Source organism: Streptomyces asoensis (genome assembly GCF_013085465.1).
Classification (GTDB): Bacteria; Actinomycetota; Actinomycetes; order Streptomycetales; family Streptomycetaceae; genus Streptomyces; species Streptomyces cacaoi_A.
In genome coordinates this window covers 5668429-5693100 of the sequence record NZ_CP049838.1, presented here as the reverse complement: position 1 = coordinate 5693100, position 24672 = coordinate 5668429, and the positions used below count along the sequence as shown (strand labels likewise).

The window sequence follows — 24672 nt, the reverse complement described above, 5'->3', positions numbered from 1 at the left end:
GGACGTCGTCCGGACGCGGCCTGGACATGGCCCGGACAGGGGAGGACGTGAAGGGAGTCCGGAGGGCTGCCCCGCGGCTGCCCCGGCCTCTTCAGGCTGCGCCCGGCCGATGCCCGGCGTCGCGTCGATTGACGGCGGCCGTCAATCGAGGACCGCGTTGTCAGTGGCGCGGTGCACCATGAGGGCATGAGCCTGAGCATCGACATCGCGGGGCTGCGGCCGGAGAGGGTCGCGGTCGTGCCCTCACCCCTGGCCGAGCTCGGCATGGCGCTGCACGCGCTGTCCGAGCCGGGGCACCATCCCGGCCTTCAGGGCTGGGTCACCGGCGTGACCGCCGGGCTCGACTCGCATCTGGCGGACCGGATGTGCGAGGCCGACTTCCTGTGGCGGACGACGTTCTCGGACATCTTCCTGCCGTACGCGGGCATCCCGGGCAGAAGCATGCTCCCCGGGGCCACGCTCGCCGAGGAGCTCGACCTCCTGGACAAGCTGACGGACGAGCAGTTCGTGGATTCCGCCCTGGAGTTCACCTGCGCGCCCGGGTACGACGTGCCGAGCCCCAGCGTGCTCGCCGACCCGAAGCTGCGCCGGCGCGCCTTCGAACTGGCCGCCACGCGCGGGCCGCGGCAGGTGCGGTTCACTCAGCGGCTGCTCGACGACCCGCCCCGCGTGCGTGCCTGGCTGAGGCAGTTCCTGGAGGACTGCGACGAGGCGTTCTTCGCCGATGTCTGGGCCCGGGTGCGCCTCCCGCTCGCCACGGACGCCCGCTACAAGACGGATCTTCTGCGCCACAAGGGCCTGGCGGAGGCCCTCGCCTCGGTGTCCTCGGCGGTGACGCTCGACGCGGACGCAGCGCGCATCACCGTGGACAAGCTGGTCCAGGGCCGCACCACCACCGGGGACGGCGGCCTGCTGCTGGTGCCGACGAGTCTCGGCTGGCCGCACCTGATGGTGCTGCACCGGTACGGCTGGCAGCCGGTGCTGCACTACCCGGTCGGCTCGCCGGAGCTGGCCTCGCCTCCCTCGGTGGCGCAGCTGACGCTGCGGATGAAGGCGCTGTCCCATCCCGTGCGGATGCGGATCTGCCGCCTGCTGGCCCGCAGCGCGTACACCACGACCGAGCTGGCCCAGGTGCATGGCATGACGGCCCCCGAGATATCCCGGCACCTCGCCGTCCTGAAGAAGGCGGGCCTGCTCACCACCCGTCGGCGCGGCCGCTATGTACTGCACCAGCTCGACGTGACGGTGGTGGCCCGGCTGGGCAGCGACTTCCTGGAAGGGATGCTCCGCTAGCCGTCGGTGCCCCGCGGGGGCCGCGTGGGTCCGTGCGGGTCAGCCGTGGCCGCCGGCCCGGACGATCCCCGTCTCATACGCGAGGACCACCACCTGGACCCGGTCGCGCAGCCCCAGCTTGGTCAGGATGCGGCCCACGTGGGTCTTCACGGTCGCCTCGGACAGCACCAGCCGGGCCGCGATCTCCCCGTTGGACAGCCCCTGGGCGACCAGCACCATGACCTCGCGCTCCCGCTCCGTGAGCCGCTCCAGCTCCTTGTGGCGGGGCTCCTTGCCGGTGGTGGGCAGCATCGGCGCGAACCGGTCGAGGAGACGGCGGGTGGTGGACGGGGCGACCACCGCGTCACCGCTGTGCACGGAGCGGATGGCGGCGAGGAGCTCGCCCGGCGGCACGTCCTTGAGCATGAACCCGGAGGCGCCCGCCTTCAGCCCGGAGAACGCGTACTCGTCCAGGTCGAAGGTGGTCAGGATCAGCACCTTCGGCGGTTCGGCCTCGGCGCAGATGCGCCGGGTGGCCTCCACGCCGTCCAGCTTCGGCATACGGACGTCCATGAGCACGACGTCGACCGGCGTGGAACGCACCACCTGGAGGGCCTCGACGCCGTCGCCCGCCTCCGCCACGACCTCCATGTCCGGCTGGGCGGCGAGCACCATCCGGAACCCGGTGCGCAGCAGCACCTGGTCGTCGACGAGCATCACGCGGATCGCCATCGAGTCCTCTTCCGTTTCTTCTGTTCTGATTTTTCTGTTTCTGTTTCTTCTGTTCCCGTCAGCCGGTGCGGGTGGCGCCGGGGGCGTGACAGGTGTCACCAGGGGCGTGCGTCGGCGTCAGTGCGCGGGTTTGAGCGGGAGCAGGGCGCTGATGCGGAATCCTCCGCCGGGCCGCGGGCCCGCGTCCAGGGTGCCGCCCACCATGCCGACCCGCTCGCGCATGCCGATCAGGCCATGACCCGCGCCGTCGGCGCCGCCCTCCTCGTACAGCTCGTGCGGGGCGCCCTTGCCGTCGTCCTCGACGAGCAGGCCGAGGCCGTCGTCGAAGTAGACCAGGCGCACGCTCGCGCCCGTATTGGGCCCCCCGTGCTTGCGCGTGTTGGTCAGCGCCTCCTGCACGATGCGGTACGCCGTCAGCTCGACGCCACTGGGCAGCGGCCGCGGCGTGCCCTCTACCTTGAAGTCCACGGGCAGGCCCGAGCCGCGGCACTGCTCGACGAGGTCCTCGATCTGCTCGACGTCCGGCTGCGGCACGTACTCGCCGCCCTCCTGGTGCTCACCGGTGCGCAGCACGCCCAGCAGGCGGCGCATCTCGGCGAGGGCCTGGCGGCCCGTGGAGGAGATCGTCTCCAGGGCCTTCTTCGCCTGGTCGGGCGCTGTGTCGAGGACATAGGCGGCGCCGTCGGCCTGCACCACCATCACCGACACGTTGTGCGCGACGACGTCGTGCAGCTCCCGCGCGATGCGGGCGCGCTCGGCGGCGACCGCGACCTTCGCCTGCGCCTCGCGCTCCTTCTCCAGGCGGGCCGCGCGCTCCTCCAACTGCGCGAAGTACGCGCGACGGGTGCGAATGGAGTCGCCCAGCACCCAGGCGAGGGCGAACGGCACGGTCTGGAAGACGATGACCGCGACCTGACTCGGCACACTGGCGTTCTCGTGCGGCCAGCGCACCTGCGCCAGCGTGGCCGCGCTCAGGGCCATGACCAGTGCGAGCCGGGAAGCCCAGCGGGCGCCGGTCGCGGCGACCGTGTAGACGATCACCAGCAGGGCGAAGTCGGCCGCCGTGACCCCGACGTTCAGCACCAGCTGAGCCAGCCCGAGCACGGCGGCGAGCACGAGCATCTGCTCGGGCATGCGCCGACGCAACGCGATGACCAGGCACAACAGGAACACGACCGGCACCAGCAGCGCCATGGAGTCGGTGCCGCCGCGGTCCTGGCCCGCGGTTCCGGCAGCCGCGGAGATCCCGAACAGGACGAGGGCCCAGAAGCCGTCCACCCCTGTCGGGTGTCTGCGGAGGAAGTCATAGAGGCGCTGCACGTAACCCAGCGTAGGGATGCCCGATGCGTGCAGGGGTCAACCGAAGGGCCGATCCGGTCCGGGCGCGCGTACTCCGCAAGGTGGATGCCGTGATCACCTGTACGCCTAGTCTGACCGGGTGGTGGACAAGGTGACGGGCTCGGGCGAGTGGCGCGGCTGGCGGGCGGCGACGCAGGCGGCGCTGTACGGCGTGGACGGAACGGGCGGCTTCTACCGGCGCTCCGAGGGCCCGGCCGGGCACTTCCGTACGTCCGTGCACGCGTCGCCGCTGTTCGCCGAGGCCGTGGCCCGGCTGCTGTGCCGGGTCGACGAGGCGCTCGGCCGGCCCTCGTCGCTCGACTTCGTCGACATGGCCGCCGGGCGGGGCGAGCTGGTCACCGCAGTGCTGGCCGCGCTCCCCGCCGATGTGGCGGCACGCACACGCGCGTACGCCGTGGAGTTCGCCGACCGCCCTGCGGGCCTCGCTCACCGGATCGAGTGGCTGCCCGAGCCACCACGGCAGCTCACCGGACTGCTGTTCGCCAACGAGTGGCTGGACAACGTGCCCGTCGAGGTCGCGGAGGTCGACTCCGCGGGCGTGGCTCGACGGGTGCTCGTCCGGGACACCGGGACCGAGCGGCTCGGGGAGCAGGTGTCCGGCGCGGAGGCGGAGTGGCTCGCGCGGTGGTGGCCGACGGCGGGCGAGGAGGGGCTGCGGGCGGAGATCGGGCTGCCCCGGGACACGGCGTGGGCGTCCGCCGTCTCCTGCCTCGAGGGCGGGCTCGCGGTGGCGGTGGACTACGCGCACACGGCGGACGCGCGGCCGCCGTTCGGGACGCTCACCGGCTTCCTGGAGGGGCGCGAGACGGCACCCGTGCCGGACGGTTCCCGCGACATCACGGCCCACGTCGCGCTGGACGCGTGCGCGGAGGCGGGAGCAATCGCGGGGAAGGGCGCGGCGCGGGCGCCCGTCGGCGCCCGCCTGCTCACCCAACGCGCCGCACTGCGCGCCCTGGGCATCATGGGCGCACGCCCCCCGCTGGCGCTGGCCTCCACGGACCCCTCCGCGTACGTGCGCGCCCTCGCGGGCGCCGGAGAGGCCGCCGAGCTCATCGCGCCGGGCGGACTGGGCGACTTCGGATGGCTGCTCCAGCCGGTCGGCATTCCCCACCCGCTCGCCCCGGGACCCGAAACCGGCTGACCGCCCGCGGCCTGCCCCGTCCGCCGCCCGGCCTACTTGTCGATGTCCCCCACCACGAAGAACATCGATCCCAGGATCGCCACCATGTCCGAGACCAGCGTGCCCGGCAGCAGTTCGGCGAGCGCCTGGATGTTGTTGAACGAGGCCGAGCGAAGCTTCAGCCGGTACGGGGTCTTCTCGCCCTTGCTGACGAGGTAGTAGCCGTTGATGCCGAGAGGGTTCTCGGTCCACGCGTACGTGTGTCCCTCGGGCGCCTTGAGGACCTTCGGGAGCCGCTGGTTGATCGGACCGGGCGGCAGCTCCGCGAGACGGTCCAGGCAGGCGTCCGCGAGGTCGAGCGCGTTGTGCGTCTGCTCCAGGAGGCATTCGAAGCGCGCGAGGCAGTCGCCCTCGGTCCGGGTCACCACCTTGAGGGTGTCCCGCAGCTCCCCGTACGCGAGATAGGGCTCGTCCCGGCGCAGGTCGAAGTCGACACCCGAGGCGCGCGCGATCGGCCCGCTCACGCCGTACGCGTGCACGTGCTCCGGCGCGAGCGTTCCCACGTCCCGCGTGCGCCCCCGGAAGATCTCGTTGCCGACCACCAGGTCGTCGAAGACGTCCATGCGCGAGCGCACGGCGGCGACGGCGCCACGCGCGCGTGCGGCCCATCCGGCCGGCAGGTCCTCCTTGAGGCCGCCGACGCGGTTGAACATGTAGTGCATGCGCCCGCCGGAGACCTCCTCCATCACGTTCTGGAGCACTTCGCGCTCACGGAAGGCGTAGAAGACCGGGGTGATGCCGCCCAGCTCCAGGGGGTAGGACCCCAGGAACATCAGGTGGTTCAGCACCCGGTTCAGCTCGGCAAGCAGGGTACGCGTCCACACCGCGCGCGGGGGGACCTCCATGCCGAGCATCCGCTCCACCGCGAGGACCACGCCCAGCTCGTTCGAGAACGCCGACAGCCAGTCGTGGCGGTTGGCCAGCATGACGATCTGGCGGTAGTCGCGTGCCTCGAACAGCTTCTCCGCGCCGCGGTGCATATAGCCGATCACCGGCTCCGCCCGCCGGATGCGCTCACCGTCCAGGACGAGCCGCAGCCGCAGCACACCGTGCGTGGAGGGATGCTGGGGGCCGATGTTGAGCACCATGTCGGTGCTCTCCGCGGCACCGCCGATCCCGACCGTGGTCTCCGTCGTAGGAGTCATGGGCACAGTCTCCCCTACGCGGTCCCCTACGTACGCTGACGGTATGGATACGGGGAGCCCGGGTGGCGTGGGGACGACGGCGGCCGGACCGGAGTGGATCGGACTGCCGCCGGGACTGCTGCGGATGCGGCGGCTGCTGCTGGTGGTGTGGCTGGGGCTGACGGCCGTCGGCGCCGGGCTGCTGCTCGGGCTGCTCGTCGGCCCCGCGTGGGCCGCGTTCGCACTGCTGCCCCTGGCCGGCATCGGATGGGGCTGGGTGCTGCTCGGCCGCAACTGGCGCTCCTGGCGGTACGCCGAGCGGGCCGACGACCTGCTGATCAGCCGGGGCGTGCTGTGGCGCGAGGAGACCGTCGTGCCGTACGGGCGCATGCAGCTCGTCGAGGTCACCTCCGGGCCCGTCGAACGGCACTTCGGGCTGGCCAGCGTCCAGCTGCACACCGCGGCCGCCGCGACCGACGCGACCGTCCCGGGCCTGGACCCGGCCGAGGCGGAACGGCTGCGCGACCGGCTCACCCAGCTCGGCGAGGCCCGATCGGCGGGGCTGTGACGACCCCGGGCGTCGAGGACGGCATACCCGACGTACCCCCCGCAGCGGACGCCACGGGCACCGCGAACGCCACGGACATCGCGAAGGCTGCGGACACCACGGAGACACCGGACCCGCCCGGCACCCGTCCCGAACGGCCCGTCACCGAGCGCCGACTGCACCCCTTCACCCCGTTCCGGCGGGCGTGGGCGCCGATCGCGGTCCTTGTCGGGTGGGCCGTGCACGACCCCAACCAGGCGCAGGAGCAGCTGACCCGGCTGACCACCACGACCCTGCTGATCGCGCTCGCCGTCCTCGTCCCCGCGGCCTCCCTCTACGGCTTTCTGACCTGGTGGTTCACCCATTTCTCGGTGACCGACAGCGAACTGCGCATCCGGACCGGCCTGCTGTTCCGGCGCGCCGCGCACATCCGGCTGGAACGCATCCAGGCGATCGACGTCAGTCAGCCGCTGCTCGCGCGGATCGCGGGCGTCGCGAAGCTCCGGCTCGACGTGGTCGGCGCCGAGAAGAAGGACGAACTGGCCTTCCTGGGCGAGGAGGAGGCCCGGGTGCTGCGGGCGGAGCTGCTCGCGCGGGCGGCGGGTTTCGCGCCGGAGACGGCGCACGAGGTGGGCGAGGCGCCCGCGCGCGAGCTGCTGCGCGTACCGGCGCGCGAGCTCGCGATCGCCCTGGTACTGACCGGCGCGACCTGGGGCGCGCTGGTCGCCGCGCTCGTCGTGCCGCCGGTGCTGTGGCTGGCCACCCACAGCGTGTGGACGGTTCTCGCGACCGGCGTGCCGCTGCTCGGCGCGGCGGGCGCGAGCAGCGTCGGACGGTTCGTCGGCGAGTACGACTGGACGGTCGGCGAGTCCCCGGACGGGCTGCGGATCGACCATGGGCTGCTGGACCGTACGCACGAGACGGTGCCGCCCGGGCGGGTGCAGACCGTGCGGATCGTGGAGCCGCTGCTGTGGCGGCGGCGCGGGTGGGTCCGGGTCGAGCTCGACGTGGCCGGCTCGGCCAACTCCGTACTGGTGCCGGTCGCCCCGCGCGAGGCCGCGGAGGCCGTCGTCGCGCGCGTGCTGCCCGGGGTGAGCGTCCCGGCCGGGGCCTCGCTGTCGCGGCCGCCGCGGCGGGCCGGGCGGTGTGTGCCGCTGTGGTGGCGGGGCTACGGGATCGCCGTCACGGACGCGGTGTTCGCCACCCGGCACGGACTGCTGCGCCGCAGCCTGGCGCTCGTCCCGCACGCCAAGGTGCAGAGCGTGCGGCTGACGCAAGGGCCCTGGCAGCGCCTCTGGCGGCTCGCGGATGTCCATGTGGACACGGGCGCCGACAAGACCGTCACAGCCCGGCTGCGGGACGCACAGGAGGCCGCGGAGCTGCTGCGCGGGCAGGCCGAACGGTCACGGACCGGGCGCCTGGACGCCCGGCCCGACCGGTGGATGGCGTAGGACGCCTCAGGAGACGGCGTCAGGAGACGGCGCTGCGCAGTCCCTGAAGGTCGATGTGCTCCGTCTCGTCGTGGGCGGTCAGGTCGATCACCTGACCCACACCGCGCGCCGCCTCGTCCAGCGGCTTGAACTCCGCCTCGGACTCGGCCTTGTGCAGGGCGAGGGCCTCCTGGCCGACGACATCGGCCAGATCCTCGTTCTGCACGGCCTCAAGGGCGTAGGGCGCCGACACGCTCTTCGTACCGAAGAAGTCGAAGCCTCCCTCGGCCGTCGGACGCCGTACGGGCTGCGCGGCCGGTACGACGGCCACGGCGGTCGGCACGGCGAAGTGGCCGGAGGAGCGGCGCTGCACGGCGCCGGCGGGACGGGGGACGAGCGCACCGGCCGCGGCGGCGGACGGGACGGAGGTGTCGGTGGGGGCGCCGGCGGTGGCGGAGTACACCGGCGGCGCGGGCCGCACGGTCTCCGCGTAGACCAGGCGCTCGCCGACCACGGCCGCTTCCGAGGCCACCGGCGCCGGGGCGTTCTCCTCAGCGTCGTCCGCGTCCGCGGCGGCGGAAGCCTGGTCGTCCGGGGCCTGGTCCTCCGCACTCTCGTCGTCCGCGCTCCGGTCGTCCGCGCTCCGGTCGTCCGAGACCGTGTCGGCCTCGGCAGCCGTGTGGGGGGCGGCCGCGCGCGCGTGCTCGTCGACCGCCTCGGGCTTCCCCTGTGCTTCGTCCTCCTGCGCGGCCTCCGCGTCGCCACCGGCGGCTGTGGCGCCGACGTCCGCGGAAGTCGCCCTCGCGGGCTCCTCCTCGGCGTGGTCCTCGATCTTCGTGGCCTTGACGCCGTCGGTGTCGAACCGGGCCAGGGCCGCCTGGGCCCGCAGGAACAGCTTCGACCCCTCGGGAGAGAAGACCGCCGAAGCCGTCGGCTCCTCCTCGTCCCCCTCGGCCCCCTCGGTCTCCGCGACCGGCTGGGCGGCGTCGCCGGACTCGCCGGACTCGGCAGAGTCGGCAGAGTCGGCAGAGTCGGCAGAGTCGGCAGAGTCGTCGAACGCGGCGTCCTCGGCCGTCTCCTGGGCTCCGGCCGCCGCCTCGACGGCATCCGCGCCTTCGGTGTCCTCGGTGTCGTCGGTGTCCTCGGCCACGACGACCGCGCCGGCCGGCTCCGCGTCCTGCGCCGCGCGCGCGGCGGGCAGCGCGGGCGCGGGCGCCGCCTCTATCTCGAGCAGCCGGCGGCCCTCCAGGGCGCTGGCCCGCTCGGTCTCGGCCGTGGCGTAGCGACGCAGCAGCGCGGCGTGCTCGTTGCGCAGGCCCGCCAGTTCGGTGCGCTTGGACCGCAGGCGCTGCTCCAGCTTGACGCGCAGTTCACGTGATTCGTCGAGGTCGCTCTCCAGCTCGGCGACCCGTTCCTCGTAGCGCCACTCGTCACTGGCACGCGCGCGTGCCAGGTCGGCGACCTGCTTGCCGGCCTGCATGTCCCAGCGGCGCATCACGTACGCGCCGAGGATCGCCGTCGCCGCGGCGGCCGCGGCCAGACCACGGAGCATCATCGGCTCCGTGAACACCCAGGGGCCGAGGGCGCAGACAAGGGAGACGCCTGCGATTGCCGAGGGAGGCAGCAGCCTGTGCAAAGGCGGGGAATGGCGGTGACGTCCACGTGGCATGGCCAGAAACTTACCGCGCGTAGGCGAATGTTGGCGCCCCGCCCCGCAAAAACACGGCCATACCGAAGTCTTCACAGGGCATCAGGAAACAACGCGGTCACGGAATTCGACGAGAAGCAAGATCATTTCCCGTCGGGGTGCCCCGTTCAGCCCTCATGAACCCTGGTCGAGCCGCCCGGAACCCCCGGCCCTCGACGCCCGCCGCCTCCCCTCCTCGACACCCGTCAACCCCCTCCTCTACGCCCGCCGCCCCGCCCCTGACGTCCGCGATGCCCGCCGCCCGGCCCCCGCCGTCGGGCGCCGCTCACCGGTCGCTCAACCGTCCGCTGATCCACTCGAGCGTCGGCGGGATCTCCCGCCGCCAGGTGTTGAAGTTGTGCCCGCCGCTTTCCAGGATGATCGACGAGATCCTGGTCGTGCCCGTGGCCTTCGCCAGCTCTATGAACTTCTGCGTGGCCTTGAAGTTGGATTCTCCGACCTTGCTGCTGGTGACGAGCAGCGAGGTCTCGGGAGCGGAACGATTCTTCAGAAACCAGTGCAGATCCGCCTCGTTGCGCAGGGTCGCGTTTCCGTGGAAGAGGTCGCCGGTGGTCGGATCGGTAGGCGCCTTGTAGTACGCCGACAGGCCCGCGCCCGCCCCGTAGACCTCCGGGTGGTGCATCGCCAGCTTCAGCGCGCAGTAGCCGCCCGTGGAGTCGCCGATGATGCCCCAGCTGCCGGGTTTCCTGCCCACCCGGTAGTGGGCCGTCACGGCGTCCGGCAGGTCCTTGGCGAAGAACGACTCGGTCTGCGGGCCGCCCGGGATGTCCACGCACTCGGTGTCCCGCGGCGGCGCCACGGTCGGCCGCATCATCACCAGGATCATCGGCTGCATGCGCCCGTCCTTGGCGAGCTCCCGCGCGGTGCGCGGGTAGTGCAGTTTGTCCACGAGCGCCTCCGCCGTGCCGGGGTAGCCCGTGAGGACGACGGCCGCGGGGAACGTACGCGTGCGGTACTGCGGGTCGAAATACTCCGGCGGCAGGTACACGTACGCCGGCGTGGCTATGTGTGTCGTACGTCCGTTGACGGCGACCTTCTGGATCTGTCCGCCGTACTGCGGACGCCCGCTGCCGCCGCCGTCCACGCGCCGGGTGTCGACCACCCGCAGCGGCCCCGCCGGGGCGCCACCCGCCGCGTGGTCGACGACCACGCCCTGGTCCGTCTCCCGGCCGAACAGGTCCGCCCAGCTGGCGTAGAAGCCGAACGCCTGGTTGGCGGTCAGCCCCACCGAGACGAACAGCGCCAACTGGGTGGCCAGCAGCAGCCCGATCCGCCCGCTGACGGCCCGCCAGCCGGTTCGGGCCAGACGCGGCCACAGCCACACCGTGCCGACGAACAGCAGTAAGGCGAACAGCACTGACAGCAGCAGCATTTTGTCGCTCGTGAGCCCCATGCGGTGTTTCCTGCCTGCTCTCCGTCCGGGATCCCGCCCGCTCCCCCCGACTCCTTCGCGAGGGCTTGTCCCGGACTTTCCTTGGCCTTTTCAGTGGCTTTGAGGAGACGAGTGAACCTCTCTCCTCAAGACACCGTCCTAGAGGGCGCAATGTCGCCGGATGCCCGAATCGGGCCCGGGTCCAAGGTCTCTCGCGGAACTACGGGATGCGATGTCTGTCACTCAAGATGGGGAAATGTCGGGCGGGGTTCCGCGCCGATCAAGCCGGGTGCGGCAGATAGTGCGAGGTCCGCGCCCCGAGTCCGTCCCTGCCCTCGTCGCCAGAGCCTGTGCCCTGGTGGGTCTGCTGGACGTCGCCGGCGGGGTCTTCCCGCGGTTCAGGCACAGCCGTATGCACACCTTCGCCGAGGTGCTGCCCGGCTCGTTCGGGCCGTTCGCGGCCGCGCTGTCCCTCAGCGCCGGCGTCCTGCTGCTGCTGCTCGCGCACGGCCTCAGGCGCGGCAAGCGGCGCGCGTGGCGCGCGGCGGTGGTGCTGCTCCCGGCGGGCGCGGTGGCCCAGTTCGTGTACCGGCACTCGATCGTGGGCGCGCTCATCTCGGTCGCGCTCCTGGCTCCGCTGCTGCTGCACCGCGACCAGTTCGCGGCACTGCCCGACCCGCGCAGCCGCTGGCGCGCGCTCGCCAACTTCGTCCTCATGGGCGCCGGTTCCCTCGGTCTGGGACTGGTCATCGTCAGCGTCCACCCGCGGCGCCTGATCGGCGACCCGAGCCTGGCCGATCGCATTACGCACGTCCTGTACGGCCTCTTCGGCTTCGAGGGCCCGGTCGACTACCAGGGCAACACCTCCTGGACCGTCGCCTTCTCCCTTGGCGCCCTCGGCTGGATCACCGCGGTCACCACGATCTACCTCGCCTTCCGCCCCGAGCACCCGGCCGCCCGCCTCACGGAGGAGGACGAGGCGCGCCTGCGTGCCCTGCTGGACAAGCACGGGCGCCGCGACTCCCTGGGCCACTTCGCGCTGCGCCGCGACAAGGCCGTGGTCTTCTCCCCCAGCGGCAAGGCGGCGGTGACCTACCGCGTCGTCTCCGGCGTGATGCTCGCCAGCGGCGACCCCATCGGCGACGTCGAGGCCTGGCCCGGCGCCATCGAACGCTTCATGGACGAGGCCAAGGCCCACTCCTGGACGCCCGCCGTCATGGGCTGCTCGGAGACGGGCGGCGAGGTCTGGACCCGGGAGACCGGGCTCGACGCGCTCGAGCTGGGTGACGAGGCGGTGGTGGACGTAGCGGATTTCTCCCTGGCCGGCCGCGCGATGCGCAACGTGCGCCAGATGGTCAAGCGCATCGAACGCGCCGGTTACGAGACCCGGGTACGGCGCGTCCGTGACCTCGGTGAGGCCGAACTGGAGCGCATCCGGCTGGCCTCCGAGGACTGGCGCGGCACCGACAACGAGCGCGGCTTCTCGATGGCCCTGGGCCGCGTCGGCGACGCCGCCGACGGGGACTGCCTCATCGCCACCGCCCACAAGGCCGACGAGGTCCCCGGCGAGTACGGCGACCTGAAGGCGATCCTGCACTTCGTGCCCTGGGGCCCGGACGGCGCCTCCCTGGACCTGATGCGCCGCGACCGCTCGGCCGACCCGGGCATGAACGAACTCCTGATCGTCGCCGCTCTCCAGGCCGCCCCGAAGTTCGGCATCGCGCGCGTGTCGCTGAACTTCGCCATGTTCCGCTCGGCGCTGGCGCGCGGCGAGAAGATCGGCGCGGGCCCGGTGCTGCGGGCCTGGCGCGGGCTGCTGGTGTTCCTCTCCCGCTGGTTCCAGATCGAGTCGCTGTACAAGTTCAACGCCAAGTTCCAGCCGCGCTGGGAGCCCCGCTTCGTCGTCTACCGGGCCTCCGGCGACCTCCCCCGCATCGGCTTCGCCGCCATGCAGGCCGAGGGCTTCGTCAGCCTCGCCCTCCCGCTGCCGCGCTTCCTGCGCCGCCGCTCCACGGCGGCACGCGTGTGTACGCACACGGTGGCGGAGAGAGACGTACGCGCGGCGTAGCCGCGGCGATGCCGGCCCGGCGGGCATCGGGCCCGCGCCACCGAGACCGGCCCGGGTGGAAGCCCCGCCCCCTCCCAGCCCTGGGGCTTCCACTCGGGCCGCACCGCGGCACGGCACCCTCCTGGGCCTACGCTGAACGCATGAGCAAGCAGAGCGGACGCGGGCGCGTCGTCGGTCTTCCGGAATGGGACCGCTGCGCGGTCATGGGAGTCGTCAACGTGACCCCCGACTCCTTCTCCGACGGCGGCCGCTGGTTCGACACGACGGCCGCCGTCAAGCACGGCCTCCAACTCGTCGCCGAGGGCGCGGACCTCGTGGACGTCGGCGGCGAGTCCACGCGCCCCGGCGCCAGCCGGGTCGACGAGACCGAGGAGCTCCGCCGGGTCATCCCCGTGGTCCGCGGCCTCGCCTCCGAGGGTGTCCTCGTCTCCGTCGACACGATGCGCGCCTCCGTCGCCGCCCAGGCCCTCGCGGCCGGCGCCGCCCTCGTCAACGACGTCAGCGGCGGCCTCGCCGACCCGGCGATGATCCCGGCCGTCGCGGAGACGGGCGCCCCCTTCGTCGTCATGCACTGGCGAGGCTTCCTCGATGGCGGCAACGTCAGAGGCGTCTACACCGATGTCGTCGCCGAGGTCGTGGACGAGCTCCACGCGCGCGTGGAAGCCGTCCTGGCGGGCGGTATCTCCCCCGACCGCATCGTCGTCGACCCGGGTCTCGGCTTCTCCAAGGAGGCCGATCACGACCTCTCCCTGCTGGCCCACCTCGACCGGCTGCACGCCCTCGGTCACCCGCTGCTCGTCGCGGCCTCCCGCAAGCGGTTCCTCGGCCGTGTCCTGGCCGGCCCGGAGGGCGCGCCGCCGCCCGCGCGCGAGCGCGACGCCGCCACCGCCGCCGTCTCGGCCCTCGCCGCGGAGGCGGGCGCCTGGGCGGTCCGCGTGCACGAGGTGCGCGCGACGGCGGACGCGGTACGGGTCGCCCGTGCCGTGGAGGGGGCGCGCGAGGAAGGCAACGCACCCGGCGTGGGCGCACCACGCCCGGCGCACACCGCCACCGGCGAGCCCGCGACGCCGGACGCACACCGCGGCGGGCACGGCCCGAGCGGCGCAGAAGGAGTCCGGTGAGCGCCCCCCACACCGACGTCGAGCAGGTCGAGGCCGCCAACACCGCCTTCTACGAGGCACTGGAACAAGGCGACTTCGACGGGGTGTCCGCGCTCTGGCTCACACCGGCCGACCTGGGCGTGGACGAGACGTACCACGACCCGGCGGACGTCGGCGTGATCTCCTGCGTGCACCCCGGCTGGCCGGTACTCACCGGCCGGGGCGACGTGCTGCGGTCGTACGCGCTGATCATGGCGAACACCGACTACATCCAGTTCTTCCTCACCGACGTGCATGTCTCCGTCACCGGCGACACCGCGCTGGTGAACTGCACCGAGAACATCCTCAGCGGCGGCCCCGCGCCGGAGGACGGCGAGGAGCTCGGGCCGCTCGTGGGCCAGCTGGTGGTCGCCACGAACGTGTTCCGCCGCACCTCCGACGGATGGAAGCTGTGGTCGCACCACGCCTCCCCCGTACTGACGGAGAACGACGAAGCCGACGCTCCCGAAGACCCCGAGAGTGACGAGAACCCCTCCTGAGCGGGTAGGCGGACCGCAGGAAGGGGGCAGGAGGCGCCCTGAGATGACCCACAGGGACCAAGAAGTGGTTGGAATCACGAACTCTCGGGTAGGGGCGGCTACCAGCCTGTGAGCAGCCGGGTTCCCCAAGGGAAACACCCGGTGAAATGTCCTGACTCCGGCCCGGGTCACCGTGGCCGGAACCCGGGTCTGTCAGTGCTCGCGGGTAGATTCGTTCGAGGCCGGGGTGCCGCCCGCACCCGGACGCACCGGCCGAAACCGACGATTGCAGGAGTGATTCGCGTGGATCGTGTCGCGCTGCGCGGCCTGAAGGCCCGCGGGTACCACGGCGTGTTCCCCAAGGAACGCGAGGAGGGCCAGACCTTCATCGTGGACCTCGTCCTCGGCCTGGACACCCGACCGGCCGCGGCCGACGACGACCTGGCGAAGACCGTCCACTACGGCATCGTGGCGGAGGAGGTCGTGGCCGTCGTCCAGGGCGAGCCCGTCGACCTCATCGAGACGCTCGCCGAGCGCATCGCCCAGGCCTGTCTGAAGCACGAAGGGGTCCAGGAGGTCGAGGTCTGCGTACACAAACCGGACGCGCCGATCACGGTCCCCTTCGACGACGTGACCGTCACCATCATCCGGAGCCGAGTATGACCGCGTTCTTCACCGAGGGTCAGAGCGACCCGACCGTACAGCCGGTACCCGCCTCCGTCGTGGAGAAGGTCGACGCCGCCGACACCACCCTGCACAACCCCCAACGGGCCGTGATCGCCCTCGGCTCCAACCTCGGCAACCGCCTGGAGACCCTCCAGGGTGCCATCGACGCCCTCGAGGACACCCCCGGCGTACGCATCAAGGCCGTCTCCCCGGTGTACGAGACGGAGCCGTGGGGCGTCGAGCCCGGCAGCCAGCCCTCGTACTTCAACGCGGTGGTCGTGCTGAAGACGACCCTCCCGCCGTCCTCCCTGCTGGAGCGGGCGCACGCGGTCGAGGAGGCCTTCCACCGGGTGCGCGACGAGCGCTGGGGCGCGCGCACACTCGACGTCGACATCGTCGCGTACGCCGACGTCGTCGACGACGACCCGCACCTCACGCTCCCCCACCCCCGCGCCCACGAACGCGCCTTCGTCCTCGCCCCCTGGTACGACGTGGAGCCCGAGGCCCAGCTGCCCGGCCGCGGCACGGTCGCCGGTCTTCTCGACACCGTGACCCGCGAGGGCGTCGCGGCACGCAAGGACCTGGAACTCCACCTGCCCGAGTAGTCGTTAAGGTCGACAGGACCACTGCCCGCGGGATGTCCATGCCCGCGGGCTCGGGGGAGTTGAAGGGACACCGTGAGAGAGCTGCACATCAGGGTGCTGGCCGGCGTGTTCGGCGTGGCCGCGATCCTGTCCTGGGCCGGCGCCCGCCTGTGGAACTCGATCGGGACCCTTCCCAGCGTCCCGCTGGCCGCGCCCATCGTCCTCGCCCTGATCGCCGTGGTGCTCACGGCCACCGCGCTGTCGCTGCGCGCCCGGCTCAAGGCCCAGCGTGAGCGCCGCCCCGAGGCCAAGGGCGTCGACCCCCTGATGGCGGCCCGCGCGGTCGTTTTCGGCCAGTCCAGCGCCCTGGTGGCCGCCCTCGTCTCCGGCATGTACGGCGGGACGGGCGTCTTCCTGCTGGAGTCCCTCGACATCCCCGCCCGCCGCGACCAGGCCATCTACGCCGGTTTCTCGGTCCTGGCGGGCATCGCGGTCATAGCGGCGGCCATTTTCCTGGAGCGCGTCTGCAAGCTGCCCGAGGACGACGATCACGACAAGGGCGCGGCGTCACCGGCGTGACGTCTCCCGGGTGAGCGCTGGCCCCGTCAGCGCGCCATGATCAGGCTCATCGCCTCGTTGCGCGTCGCCGCGTCCCGCAGCTGTCCCCGCACCGCCGAGGTGATGGTCTTGGCGCCGGGCTTGCGGATGCCGCGCATGGACATGCACATGTGCTCGCACTCGATGACGACGATCACCCCGCGCGGCTCCAGGATCTCCATCAAGGAGTCGGCGATCTGCGTGGTGAGACGTTCCTGCACCTGGGGACGGCGCGCGTAGACGTCCACGAGACGGGCCAGCTTGGACAGGCCGGTGATCTTCCCGGTGGTGGACGGGATGTAGCCGACATGGGCGACGCCCCTGAACGGCACCAGATGGTGTTCACAGGTGCTGAACACCTCGATGTCCTTCACGAGCACCATCTCGTCGTGCCCCAGGTCGAAGGTCGTCGTCAGCACGTCCTCGGGCTGCTGCCACAGCCCCGCGAATATCTCCTTGTACGCCCGCGCCACCCGTGCCGGCGTCTCCCGGAGGCCCTCACGGTCCGGGTCCTCGCCGACCGCGATCAGCAGCTCCCGTACGGCGTTCTCGGCGCGCTTCTCGTCGAACTCGCCGATGGCGCCCTCGCCGTCCAGCGTCACGGGGTCGGTCATGTGGTGCCTCGTTCCTGTGCGGGTCACGCGTGTGGGTCACGCGCCTCATCGCGGCATGGAAGGACGTCAGACGAAAATGCCGCGCCCCCCAGGCTAGAACCTGGGGGGCGCGGCATCCATTCCGGGCCTGGTGGGGCTCCCGGGAGCCGGATCAGCTCTCGGGGCGGTCCTCCGGGGCCGGCTCGGTCACCGGGGTGGGCTCCACCGCGGTGGACTTCGCCGTGGAGATCGCCGGCGTCGCGCCGTTGGCACCGTTCGTCAGCGCGAGCTCCCTGGGGGAGAGCACCGGCGGACGGGTGGACGGCGTGCGCCGCGAGGAACCGGTCCAGGCGGGCCGGGCCGGGCGCTTGACGATGGCGGAGAAGACCTCGGCGATCTGCTCCTTGTTCAGCGTCTCCTTCTCGAGCAGCTGAAGCACCAGGTTGTCGAGGACGTCGCGGTTCTCGACCAGGATCTCCCAGGCCTCGTTGTGCGCCGTCTCGATGAGCTTCTTGACTTCCTCGTCCACCAGCGCGGCGACCTCTTCCGAGTAGTCGCGCTGGTGAGCCATCTCACGGCCGAGGAACGGCTCGGTGTTGTCGCCGCCGAACTTGATCGCGCCGAGCCGCTCGGTCATGCCGTACTGGGTGACCATCGCGCGGGCCGTGGCGGTGGCCTTCTCGATGTCGTTCGCGGCGCCGGTGGTCGGGTCGTGGAAGACCAGTTCCTCGGCAGCGCGGCCGCCCAGCATGTAGGCCAGCTGGTCGAGCATCTCGTTGCGCGTGGTCGAGTACTTGTCCTCGTCCGGCAGGACCATCGTGTAGCCGAGGGCCCGTCCGCGCGACAGGATCGTGATCTTGTGGACCGGGTCGGAGTTCGGGGAAGCCGCCGCGACCAGGGCGTGGCCGCCCTCGTGGTACGCGGTGATCTTCTTTTCCTTGTCCGACATGATCCGGGTCCGCTTCTGCGGGCCCGCCACGACGCGGTCGATGGCCTCGTCCAGCGAGTGGTTGTCGATGAGCTTCTTGTCGCTGCGCGCCGTGAGGAGCGCCGCTTCGTTCAGCACGTTCGACAGGTCCGCGCCGGTGAAGCCCGGGGTACGGCGGGCGACGGCCGACAGGTCGACGTCCGGGGCGACCGGCTTGCCCTTCTGGTGAACCTTGAGGATCTCCAGACGGCCCTGCATGTCCGGGCGGTCGACCGCGATCTGGCGGTCGAAGCGGCCGGGACGCAGCAGCGCGGGGTCGAGGATGTCGGGGCGGTTCGTGGCGGCGATGAGGATCACGCCGCCCTTCACGTCGAAGCCGTCCATCTCGACGAGCAGCTGGTTCAGCGTCTGCTCGCGCTCGTCGTGACCGCCGCCGAGGCCGGCGCCGCGATGGCGGCCGACCGCGTCGATCTCGTCGACGAAGACGATCGCCGGGGCGTTCGCCTTGGCCTGCTCGAAGAGGTCACGGACCCGGGAGGCACCGACACCGACGAACATCTCGACGAAGTCGGAACCGGAGATCGAGTAGAAGGGAACGCCCGCCTCGCCGGCGACGGCGCGCGCGAGGAGCGTCTTGCCGGTACCGGGCGGGCCGTACAGGAGTACGCCCTTGGGAATCTTGGCGCCGACGGCCTGGAACTTCGCCGGTTCCTGGAGGAACTCCTTGATCTCGTGGAGTTCCTCGACGGCCTCGTCCGAGCCCGCGACGTCGGCGAAAGTCGTCTTCGGGGTGTCCTTGGTGATGAGCTTGGCCTTGGACTTCCCGAAGTTCATGACTCGGGAGCCGCCGCCCTGCATCTGATTCATCAGGAACAGGAAGACGACCACGATGAGGACGAAGGGGAGCAGGGACAGCAGGATCCCGACGAAGGCGTTCTGCTTCGTCGGCGAGACTGTGTATCCGTCCGGGATCTGCTTGTCCTGGTACTTGGTCTGCAGCGTGTTGGCAATGGTCACGCCCTGGTCGCCGATGTAGCTCGCCTGGATCTTCGAGCTGTCCTTGACCTTTTCGCCGTCCTTGAGCGTGACCTTGATGGTCTGCTCGTCACCGGTGGTGAGCTTGGCCGACTCGACCTTGTTGTCGTTGATCGCTGCAATGACCTGGCCGGTGTCCACCGTCTTGTAGCCGCCGGACGAGCCGACGACCTGCATCAACACGACCACGGCAAGGACGGCCAGCACGATCCACATGACCGGCCCACGGAAGTATCGCTTCACGTCCATCCATACGGAGCGGTGTCGCCCCGTCCCTCCTGCCATAGTGAGTTTGATAAGACAGTTCTTCTGACGGTACCCCAGCTTTGTCGCGCGGAGCCGCACGGGACGGCTGGCGCACCCGTCTGCATGCTCCAACGGCGAAAGGCCCGCCGAGGTTCCCGATCTTCGTACGGGGCTTGGGCCCTTCGGGTTTCAGCCGCCGTAGACGTGGGGCGCGAGCGTACCGACGAACGGGAGATTGCGGTACTTCTCGGCGTAGTCGAGGCCGTAGCCGACGACGAACTCGTTGGGGATGTCGAAGCCGACCCACTCGACGTCGATGGCGACCTTGGCGGCCTCGGGCTTGCGCAGCAGCGTGCACACCTTGAGGGTGGCGGGCTCGCGCGAGCCGAGGTTGGAGATCAGCCAGGACAGCGTCAGACCGGAGTCGATGATGTCCTCGACGATCAGGACGTGACGGCCCTTGATGTCGGTGTCCAGGTCCTTGAGGATCCGCACGACACCGGAGGACTGGGTGCCCGCGCCGTAGGACGACACGGCCATCCAGTCCATGGTGACGGGGGTGGACAGGGATCGGGCGAGGTCGGCCATGACCATCACGGCGCCCTTGAGGACACCGACGATGAGCAGGTCCTTGCCCGCGTACTCCGCATCGATCTTCGCGGCCAGCTCGACCAGCTTCGCGTCGATCTCTTCCTTGGTGATGAGCACCTCTTTGAGGTCGGTGCCCATGTCTTTCGCGTCCACCCGCATCACTTTCGGTTGTCCAACCGGCCACCGGGACCGCCCACGACCACGTAAGCGGTCCTGCCGGAGGGCCCGGATTCAGCCTTGCCGAATCACCAGTCTGCCACCCTGGCGCTGAGCGACGACTTTGCCGGGGAGATTGATGACCCCCTGGCCGCGCCAACCGGTGATCAACCGGTCGACCTCCTCGATGTGCCGGGCGAAGAGGGAACCGGCCGGAGCGCCCGCCTCGATGGCGGCACGGCGCAGGATCCGACGGCGTACGGCGGGCGGCAGGGCGTAGAGCTTGGCGCACTCCAGAAGACCGGCGGCGTCCCGTACGGAGGACTCTGCCTGGCCCGCCCAGGCGTCGAGGGCGTCGGCGTCGTCACGGGAGAGCTGGGCCGTACGGGCGAGGGCCTCGACGACACCCTTGCCGAGGGCCTTCTCCAGGGCGGGCAGCCCCTCGTGGCGCAGCCGGGAGCGGGTGTAGGCCGGGTCGGCGTTGTGCGGGTCGTCCCAGACGGGCAGGGACTGGACCATGCAGGCCTTGCGGGCGGTCTGCCGGTCGAGCTGGAGGAAGGGACGGCGGTAGCGGCGCGCGGCCCCCGGCCCCCCGGAGACAGCCGCCATCCCGGACAGTGAGCGGATGCCGGAGCCACGGGCCAGGCCGAGCAGGACGGTTTCGGCCTGGTCGTCGCGGGTGTGGCCGAGCAGGATCGCGGCGGCGCCGTGGCGGACGGCGGCGTCGTCGAGGGCGGCGTAGCGCGCGTCGCGGGCGGCGGCCTCGGGCCCGCCTCCGCGGCCGACGGTCACGGCCGTGGCCTCCACGGGATCGAGGCCGAGTTCGCGCAGGCGCAGGACGACTTCCTCGGCGCGCAGGTCGGAGCCGGGCTGGAGGCCGTGGTCGACGGTGACACCGCCGGCCCGGATACCGAGCCGGGGCGCCTCGAAGGCGAGGGCGGAGGCGAGCGCCATGGAGTCGGCGCCGCCGGAGCACGCCACGAGCACGAGCGGCGGTGCCGGTCGCTCGTGGGAGCCCGTCTCGGGGGTGGGGTGGTCGTTGAGGATGTCGTGGAGTACGCGGCGGACCGCCAGGCGTATCGCCGCGACCGCAGGATGGGGACCCACTGTCCGGTTCCCTTCATGAAGTTTTCGGGGGTGAACCCGAGGTTCGGTCACGCAGAGTGTGTAGATGGTGACAGAACCGGGCCGTTCCCCGAGCATTGCACGCCTACCCAGGGCTCACGGTCCCTCGGACGGGTGATTGAAGGGGCGTTCGCCTGCCGTCGGCCGGATTCGGTTCACCGCCGTTCTGGCGGGTTCATGACTCGGCCTTGCGGTGCACTCGCGCGACCCAGTCCGCCGGCTTGGCGATCTCGGCCTTGGTCGGAAGTGTGTTCGGGGAGGTCCACACGCGGTTGAAGCCGTCCATGCCGACCTGGTCGACGACGCCGCGTACGAAGCGCTCGCCGTCCCGGTACTGCTTGAGCTTGGCGTCCAGGCCCAGCAACTTGCGCAGGGCGATGTCCAGTCGGGAGGCGCCCTTGGCGCGGCGTTGCTGGAACTTCTCACGGATCTCGGCGACGGACGACACGACTTCCGGGCCCACTCCGTCCATGACGAAGTCGGCGTGTCCCTCCAGGAGGGACATCACGGCGGTGAGGCGGGCGAGGATCTCCCGCTGGGCGGGCGTCTGCACCAGTTCGACCAGGGAACGGCCGCCGTCGTCCTCCTCACCCTCGGGCCGGCCGCCGGAGAGGGACTGGGCCGCTTCCCTGACCCGCTCCAGGAACGTCATGGGGTCGACGTCGGTCTCGCCCAAGAACGACTGGATCTCGCCCTCGAGGTGGTCCCGCAGCCAGGGCACGGCCGAGAACTGGGTGCGGTGCGTCTCCTCGTGGAGGCACACCCACAGCCGGAAGTCGTGGGGCTCCACGTCGAGTTCGCGCTCCACGTGGACGATGTTCGGCGCGACGAGCAGCAGACGGCCGCCGCCGTTGGCCCCGGCGGGGAGCTGGCGGGTGGCGGGGGCGAAGGTCTCGTACTGGCCGAGGACGCGGGAGGACAGGAAGGACAGCAGCATGCCGAGTTCGACGCCGGTGACCTTTCCGCCGACGGCGCCGAGGACCGCGCCGCCGGGGGTGTTGCCGCGCCGTTCCTGCATCTTGTCGAGGAGGGGCTTGAGGATCTCGCGGAAGCCCGCCACGTTCGCCGCCACCCAGCCCGGGCGGTCGACGACGAGGACCGGGGTGTCGTGGATGTCCTCGGTGCCCATACGAGTGAAGCCCCGGACGTGTGCCTCCGAGGCTTTGGCGTGTCGGCGCAGTTCCGCGACGACGGCTCGCGCCTCGTCACGGCTGACCTCGGGTCCCGGCCGTACGAGCCGGGTCGCGGTCGCCACCGCGAGATTCCAGTCGACCATCCCCGAAGAAGCAGCGCCACCGATGCTCGTCATGCGTCAACCGTACGTGAGCGCCGCCGTTGGGGGCAGGCCGCAGGAGGCCGGTCAGGGAGATGTCAGGGTCGGGGCCGGGGGTGGCTCGGGGGTGCCGGGCCGCGCCGCTCAGCGGCAGCCGCACCCCGCGAGCGCCGTCGCCGCCCGGTCCAGCGCCCCCTGGGCCGCCGCCGGGTCGGTCGTGCCGCCGGCCAGGAGGGCGAACGCGAGGAGGCGGCCGTCCTGGTCGACGACCGTGCCGGCGAGGGTGTTCACGCCGGTCAGGGTGCCGGTCTTGGCGCGGACGACGCCGGCCGCTCCCTCCGTGTAGCGGCTGCTGAGGGTGCCGGTGAAGCCGGCGACGGGCAGGCCGGTGAGGACGGGGCGCAGGTCGGGGCGGGTGGCGTCACCGGCCTTGACCAGGAGGGCGGTCAGGAGGTGCGCCGTGAGCCGGTCCTCGCGGTCGAGACCGCTGCCGTCCTTGATCCGGACGCCGGCCAACGGCAGTCCGAGCTTCTTCAGTTGTGCCTGGACGGCCTTGCCGGCGCCGGCGAAGTCGGCGCGGACACCGGTCGCGACGGCGGTCTGGCGGGCGAGGGCCTCGGCGATGTCGTTGTCGCTGTTGGTCAGCATCCGTTCGACCAGGACGGACAGCGGGGGCGAGGAGACCGTCGCGAGGGTCTTCGCGCGCGTGGTGGCCTTCGAGGGTCCGGGGGCCGAGGTCTTGATGCCGGCGGCCTTGAGGAACTCGGCGAACTTGCGGGTCGCGTCGGCCGCCGGGTCGCTCACGCGGGTCGTCGGGCCGCTGGTGGAGTCGTCGGTGCGGCCCTCGTCGGCGGACAGGGCGGTGACGGCGGCGAGGTTGGGGTTGACCCCGATGGGGTGAACCTGGGTTCCGGCGAACAGCGTCGTGTCGTACGAGAGCGTCACCCGGGTGAGGCCGCTCTTCTTCAGGGCGGCCGCCGTGGAACCGGCGAGGGTACGCAGGTCGGCCCAGCCATCGGCGTCCGCGCGGGCCGTGAGGGTCGGGTCGCCGCCGCCGACGAGGACGACTTCCTTGGTGTCGGGTTCCAGCGCCGCGCGCGTGGTGAGGCGGTGCTCGCCGCCCATCGCGGAGAGCGCGGCGACCGCGGTGGCGATCTTCGTGGTGGATGCCGGGGTGAGCGCCGCGTCGGCCCCGGAGCCGTACAGCCGCTTGCCGGTGGCCACGTCGACGACCACGGCGGTCCGCCGGGCGCCGAGGGCCGGATCGCCCAGGAGGGGGTCCAGGACGCCCGCGAGGCCCTTGCCGGTCGGAAGGGCGTCCGGGGCGGACTTCACTGCGTTGGTGGCGCCACCGAGGCCCGCGAGGACGGCGGCGGCGCTCGGCGCGGGCCGCGGCGCTCCGGCCGCCGTGTCGGAGGTATCGGACGAATCGTCCGTACGGCCGTGATCTGTGCCACCCGACTGTTCCAGGGCGGCGGCCCGGTCCCGCTCCGCCGTACGCTGACCGGTGGAGTCCCAGGGGCCGGCGGCGGTCACCACACCGGCGGCCAGCGCCAGCCCGGCGGTCGCCGCACCCGCGGTGTACTGCCACGACCTGGTGTTCGGACCGGCCTTCGTGATCCGCTCGAGCTGCGGCTTCGCCGCCTGTGTGAGCCGTGCGACCTGCGGCTTCGCGGCCGCCGCCACACGTGCGAGACGAGGTCGTACGATCCCTGCGGCCCGTGCCAGACGCGGTCGTACGGCGTCCGTGACCCGCACCACGTGCGGTCTCGCGGCCCGCCAAGGCCTCAGCTCTGGCACGAACACCAGCCCCTTTCGCGATCACACAGCAGCGTGAGGGACACTTAACCACCAGAACTATGTGCTGATCATGGAGGAGCCACCGGTGGAGTTCGACGTCACGATCGAGATCCCGAAGGGTTCGCGGAACAAGTACGAGGTGGACCACGAGACCGGTCGGATCCGCCTGGACCGTCGACTCTTCACCTCGACCGCCTACCCGACCGACTACGGATTCGTCGAGAACACGCTCGGCGAGGACGGTGACCCGCTGGACGCGCTGGTCATCCTGGACGAGCCGACGTTCCCGGGCTGTCTGATCCGCTGCCGCGCGATCGGCATGTTCCGGATGACGGACGAGGCCGGCGGCGACGACAAGCTGCTGTGCGTCCCGTCGACCGACCCGCGCGTGGAGCACCTGCGGGACATCCACCACGTGTCGGAGTTCGACCGTCTGGAGATCCAGCACTTCTTCGAGGTCTACAAGGACCTGGAGCCCGGCAAGTCCGTCGAGGGCGCCGACTGGGTGGGCCGCACCGACGCCGAGGCCGAGATCGAGCGGTCCTACAAGCGTTTCAAGGACCAGGGCGGCCACTGAGGCCTCTGTCGCCTGATGCCGCCGGAAGGGCCGCACGCGTACGCGTGCGGCCCTTCCGCGCGTCTGTGCGCATACTTGCAGGGCTACGGAA

At 71.6% G+C, this 24672-nt stretch carries 22 protein-coding genes; 11 read left to right on the top strand and 11 right to left on the bottom strand.

The genetic code is table 11. The features are described from left to right. The first annotated feature begins 186 nt into the window (after nucleotides 1–186). Nucleotides 187–1293, top strand: a complete 1107-nt coding sequence (locus tag G9272_RS25460) for a DUF5937 family protein (protein ID WP_171398704.1) — start codon at nucleotides 187–189, stop codon at nucleotides 1291–1293. Between the two features lie 39 nt (nucleotides 1294–1332). Here the strand turns inward: G9272_RS25460 and G9272_RS25455 are convergent, their stop codons facing one another. Then, nucleotides 1333–2004, bottom strand: a complete 672-nt coding sequence (locus tag G9272_RS25455) for a response regulator (protein ID WP_171398703.1) — start codon at nucleotides 2002–2004, stop codon at nucleotides 1333–1335. Between the two features lie 117 nt (nucleotides 2005–2121). Beyond that, entirely contained in the window at nucleotides 2122–3324 is a 1203-nt protein-coding gene (locus G9272_RS25450; protein ID WP_171398702.1) for a sensor histidine kinase, read from the bottom strand. Between the two features lie 118 nt (nucleotides 3325–3442). On the opposite strand from G9272_RS25450, the gene G9272_RS25445 reads away from it, so the two are divergent. After that, nucleotides 3443–4504, top strand: coding sequence for an SAM-dependent methyltransferase (locus G9272_RS25445; protein WP_171398701.1), 1062 nt, complete (start codon nucleotides 3443–3445; stop codon nucleotides 4502–4504). A gap of 32 nt (nucleotides 4505–4536) precedes the next feature. Here the strand turns inward: G9272_RS25445 and G9272_RS25440 are convergent, their stop codons facing one another. Next, complete coding sequence (locus G9272_RS25440; protein ID WP_171398700.1) at nucleotides 4537–5688, bottom strand: NADH-quinone oxidoreductase subunit D; 1152 nt, start codon at nucleotides 5686–5688, stop codon at nucleotides 4537–4539. A 43-nt stretch (nucleotides 5689–5731) separates the two neighbouring features. On the opposite strand from G9272_RS25440, the gene G9272_RS25435 reads away from it, so the two are divergent. Beyond that, entirely contained in the window at nucleotides 5732–6235 is a 504-nt protein-coding gene (locus G9272_RS25435; protein WP_171398699.1) for a PH domain-containing protein, read from the top strand. 77 nt (nucleotides 6236–6312) lie between these two features. Continuing rightward, the gene (locus G9272_RS25430) at nucleotides 6313–7665 is read left to right on the top strand and encodes a PH domain-containing protein (RefSeq protein ID WP_171402168.1); all 1353 of its coding nucleotides are present in this window, start codon (nucleotides 6313–6315) and stop codon (nucleotides 7663–7665) included. Between the two features lie 19 nt (nucleotides 7666–7684). On the opposite strand, the gene G9272_RS25425 is transcribed toward G9272_RS25430, so the two are convergent. Continuing rightward, the gene (locus G9272_RS25425; protein WP_171398698.1) at nucleotides 7685–9313 is read right to left on the bottom strand and encodes a hypothetical protein; all 1629 of its coding nucleotides are present in this window, start codon (nucleotides 9311–9313) and stop codon (nucleotides 7685–7687) included. A 304-nt stretch (nucleotides 9314–9617) separates the two neighbouring features. Further along, nucleotides 9618–10745, bottom strand: a complete 1128-nt coding sequence (locus G9272_RS25420) for an alpha/beta hydrolase (protein WP_171398697.1) — start codon at nucleotides 10743–10745, stop codon at nucleotides 9618–9620. A gap of 235 nt (nucleotides 10746–10980) precedes the next feature. On the opposite strand from G9272_RS25420, the gene G9272_RS25415 reads away from it, so the two are divergent. The 6 genes from G9272_RS25415 to G9272_RS25390 all read left to right on the top strand — a co-directional run bounded on the left by G9272_RS25415 (nucleotide 10981) and on the right by G9272_RS25390 (nucleotide 16239). Continuing rightward, complete coding sequence (locus G9272_RS25415) at nucleotides 10981–12792, top strand: phosphatidylglycerol lysyltransferase domain-containing protein (protein ID WP_171398696.1); 1812 nt, start codon at nucleotides 10981–10983, stop codon at nucleotides 12790–12792. A 140-nt stretch (nucleotides 12793–12932) separates the two neighbouring features. Continuing rightward, a complete protein-coding gene (folP, locus tag G9272_RS25410) occupies nucleotides 12933–13913 on the top strand; it encodes a dihydropteroate synthase (protein WP_171398695.1) in 981 nt (326 codons plus the stop codon). Next, on the top strand, nucleotides 13910–14431 hold the full coding sequence (locus G9272_RS25405; RefSeq protein WP_171398694.1) for a nuclear transport factor 2 family protein: 522 nt from the start codon (nucleotides 13910–13912) through the stop codon (nucleotides 14429–14431). The genes folP and G9272_RS25405 overlap by 4 nt, the downstream gene beginning before the upstream one ends. 282 nt (nucleotides 14432–14713) lie before the next feature. After that, entirely contained in the window at nucleotides 14714–15073 is a 360-nt protein-coding gene (gene folB, locus G9272_RS25400) for a dihydroneopterin aldolase (protein WP_057601292.1), read from the top strand. After that, nucleotides 15070–15681, top strand: a complete 612-nt coding sequence (gene folK, locus G9272_RS25395) for a 2-amino-4-hydroxy-6-hydroxymethyldihydropteridine diphosphokinase (RefSeq protein ID WP_054241751.1) — start codon at nucleotides 15070–15072, stop codon at nucleotides 15679–15681. The genes folB and folK overlap by 4 nt, the downstream gene beginning before the upstream one ends. 72 nt (nucleotides 15682–15753) lie before the next feature. Continuing rightward, complete coding sequence (locus tag G9272_RS25390; RefSeq protein WP_171398693.1) at nucleotides 15754–16239, top strand: DUF3180 domain-containing protein; 486 nt, start codon at nucleotides 15754–15756, stop codon at nucleotides 16237–16239. Between the two features lie 26 nt (nucleotides 16240–16265). Here G9272_RS25390 and folE read toward each other — a convergent pair whose 3' ends face one another. From folE to dacB, 6 genes are all read right to left on the bottom strand, one after another. Further along, a complete protein-coding gene (gene folE, locus G9272_RS25385) occupies nucleotides 16266–16871 on the bottom strand; it encodes a GTP cyclohydrolase I FolE (protein ID WP_054241753.1) in 606 nt (201 codons plus the stop codon). A gap of 151 nt (nucleotides 16872–17022) precedes the next feature. Further along, nucleotides 17023–19062 carry an ATP-dependent zinc metalloprotease FtsH gene (ftsH, locus tag G9272_RS25380; protein ID WP_020132504.1) on the bottom strand — a complete coding sequence of 680 codons (2040 nt, stop codon included), beginning with the start codon at nucleotides 19060–19062 and terminating at the stop codon, nucleotides 17023–17025. A 186-nt stretch (nucleotides 19063–19248) separates the two neighbouring features. Further along, nucleotides 19249–19809, bottom strand: a complete 561-nt coding sequence (hpt, locus tag G9272_RS25375) for a hypoxanthine phosphoribosyltransferase (protein WP_057601282.1) — start codon at nucleotides 19807–19809, stop codon at nucleotides 19249–19251. A gap of 72 nt (nucleotides 19810–19881) precedes the next feature. Then, nucleotides 19882–20913 (bottom strand): tRNA lysidine(34) synthetase TilS, encoded by a 1032-nt coding sequence (gene tilS, locus G9272_RS25370; RefSeq protein WP_171398692.1) that lies wholly within the window; start codon nucleotides 20911–20913, stop codon nucleotides 19882–19884. A 193-nt stretch (nucleotides 20914–21106) separates the two neighbouring features. Next, a complete protein-coding gene (locus tag G9272_RS25365) occupies nucleotides 21107–22240 on the bottom strand; it encodes a zinc-dependent metalloprotease (protein ID WP_171398691.1) in 1134 nt (377 codons plus the stop codon). Nucleotides 22241–22348: 108 nt separating this feature from the next. Continuing rightward, entirely contained in the window at nucleotides 22349–24010 is a 1662-nt protein-coding gene (dacB, locus tag G9272_RS25360; RefSeq protein ID WP_171398690.1) for a D-alanyl-D-alanine carboxypeptidase/D-alanyl-D-alanine endopeptidase, read from the bottom strand. Nucleotides 24011–24089: 79 nt separating this feature from the next. Here dacB and G9272_RS25355 point away from each other — a divergent pair, with 79 nt between their 5' ends. Continuing rightward, on the top strand, nucleotides 24090–24581 hold the full coding sequence (locus G9272_RS25355) for an inorganic diphosphatase (RefSeq protein ID WP_007452023.1): 492 nt from the start codon (nucleotides 24090–24092) through the stop codon (nucleotides 24579–24581). The last annotated feature ends 91 nt before the right edge of the window (nucleotides 24582–24672 follow it).

What these genes read in the sequence shown, in the direction of transcription:
- G9272_RS25415 (WP_171398696.1), top strand. Translation starts at nt 10,981, where the DNA reads ATGTCGGGCGGGGTTCCGCGCCGATCAAGCCGGGTGCGGCAGATAGTG.
- G9272_RS25440 (WP_171398700.1), bottom strand. Translation starts at nt 5,688, where the DNA reads ATGACTCCTACGACGGAGACCACGGTCGGGATCGGCGGTGCCGCGGAG.
- G9272_RS25420 (WP_171398697.1), bottom strand. Translation starts at nt 10,745, where the DNA reads ATGGGGCTCACGAGCGACAAAATGCTGCTGCTGTCAGTGCTGTTCGCC.
- G9272_RS25435 (WP_171398699.1), top strand. Translation starts at nt 5,732, where the DNA reads ATGGATACGGGGAGCCCGGGTGGCGTGGGGACGACGGCGGCCGGACCG.
- G9272_RS25460 (WP_171398704.1), top strand. Translation starts at nt 187, where the DNA reads ATGAGCCTGAGCATCGACATCGCGGGGCTGCGGCCGGAGAGGGTCGCG.
- hpt (WP_057601282.1), bottom strand. Translation starts at nt 19,809, where the DNA reads ATGCGGGTGGACGCGAAAGACATGGGCACCGACCTCAAAGAGGTGCTC.
- ftsH (WP_020132504.1), bottom strand. Translation starts at nt 19,062, where the DNA reads ATGGACGTGAAGCGATACTTCCGTGGGCCGGTCATGTGGATCGTGCTG.
- G9272_RS25425 (WP_171398698.1), bottom strand. Translation starts at nt 9,313, where the DNA reads ATGCCACGTGGACGTCACCGCCATTCCCCGCCTTTGCACAGGCTGCTG.
- G9272_RS25455 (WP_171398703.1), bottom strand. Translation starts at nt 2,004, where the DNA reads ATGGCGATCCGCGTGATGCTCGTCGACGACCAGGTGCTGCTGCGCACC.
- G9272_RS25365 (WP_171398691.1), bottom strand. Translation starts at nt 22,240, where the DNA reads ATGACGAGCATCGGTGGCGCTGCTTCTTCGGGGATGGTCGACTGGAAT.
- folK (WP_054241751.1), top strand. Translation starts at nt 15,070, where the DNA reads ATGACCGCGTTCTTCACCGAGGGTCAGAGCGACCCGACCGTACAGCCG.
- folP (WP_171398695.1), top strand. Translation starts at nt 12,933, where the DNA reads ATGAGCAAGCAGAGCGGACGCGGGCGCGTCGTCGGTCTTCCGGAATGG.
- folE (WP_054241753.1), bottom strand. Translation starts at nt 16,871, where the DNA reads ATGACCGACCCCGTGACGCTGGACGGCGAGGGCGCCATCGGCGAGTTC.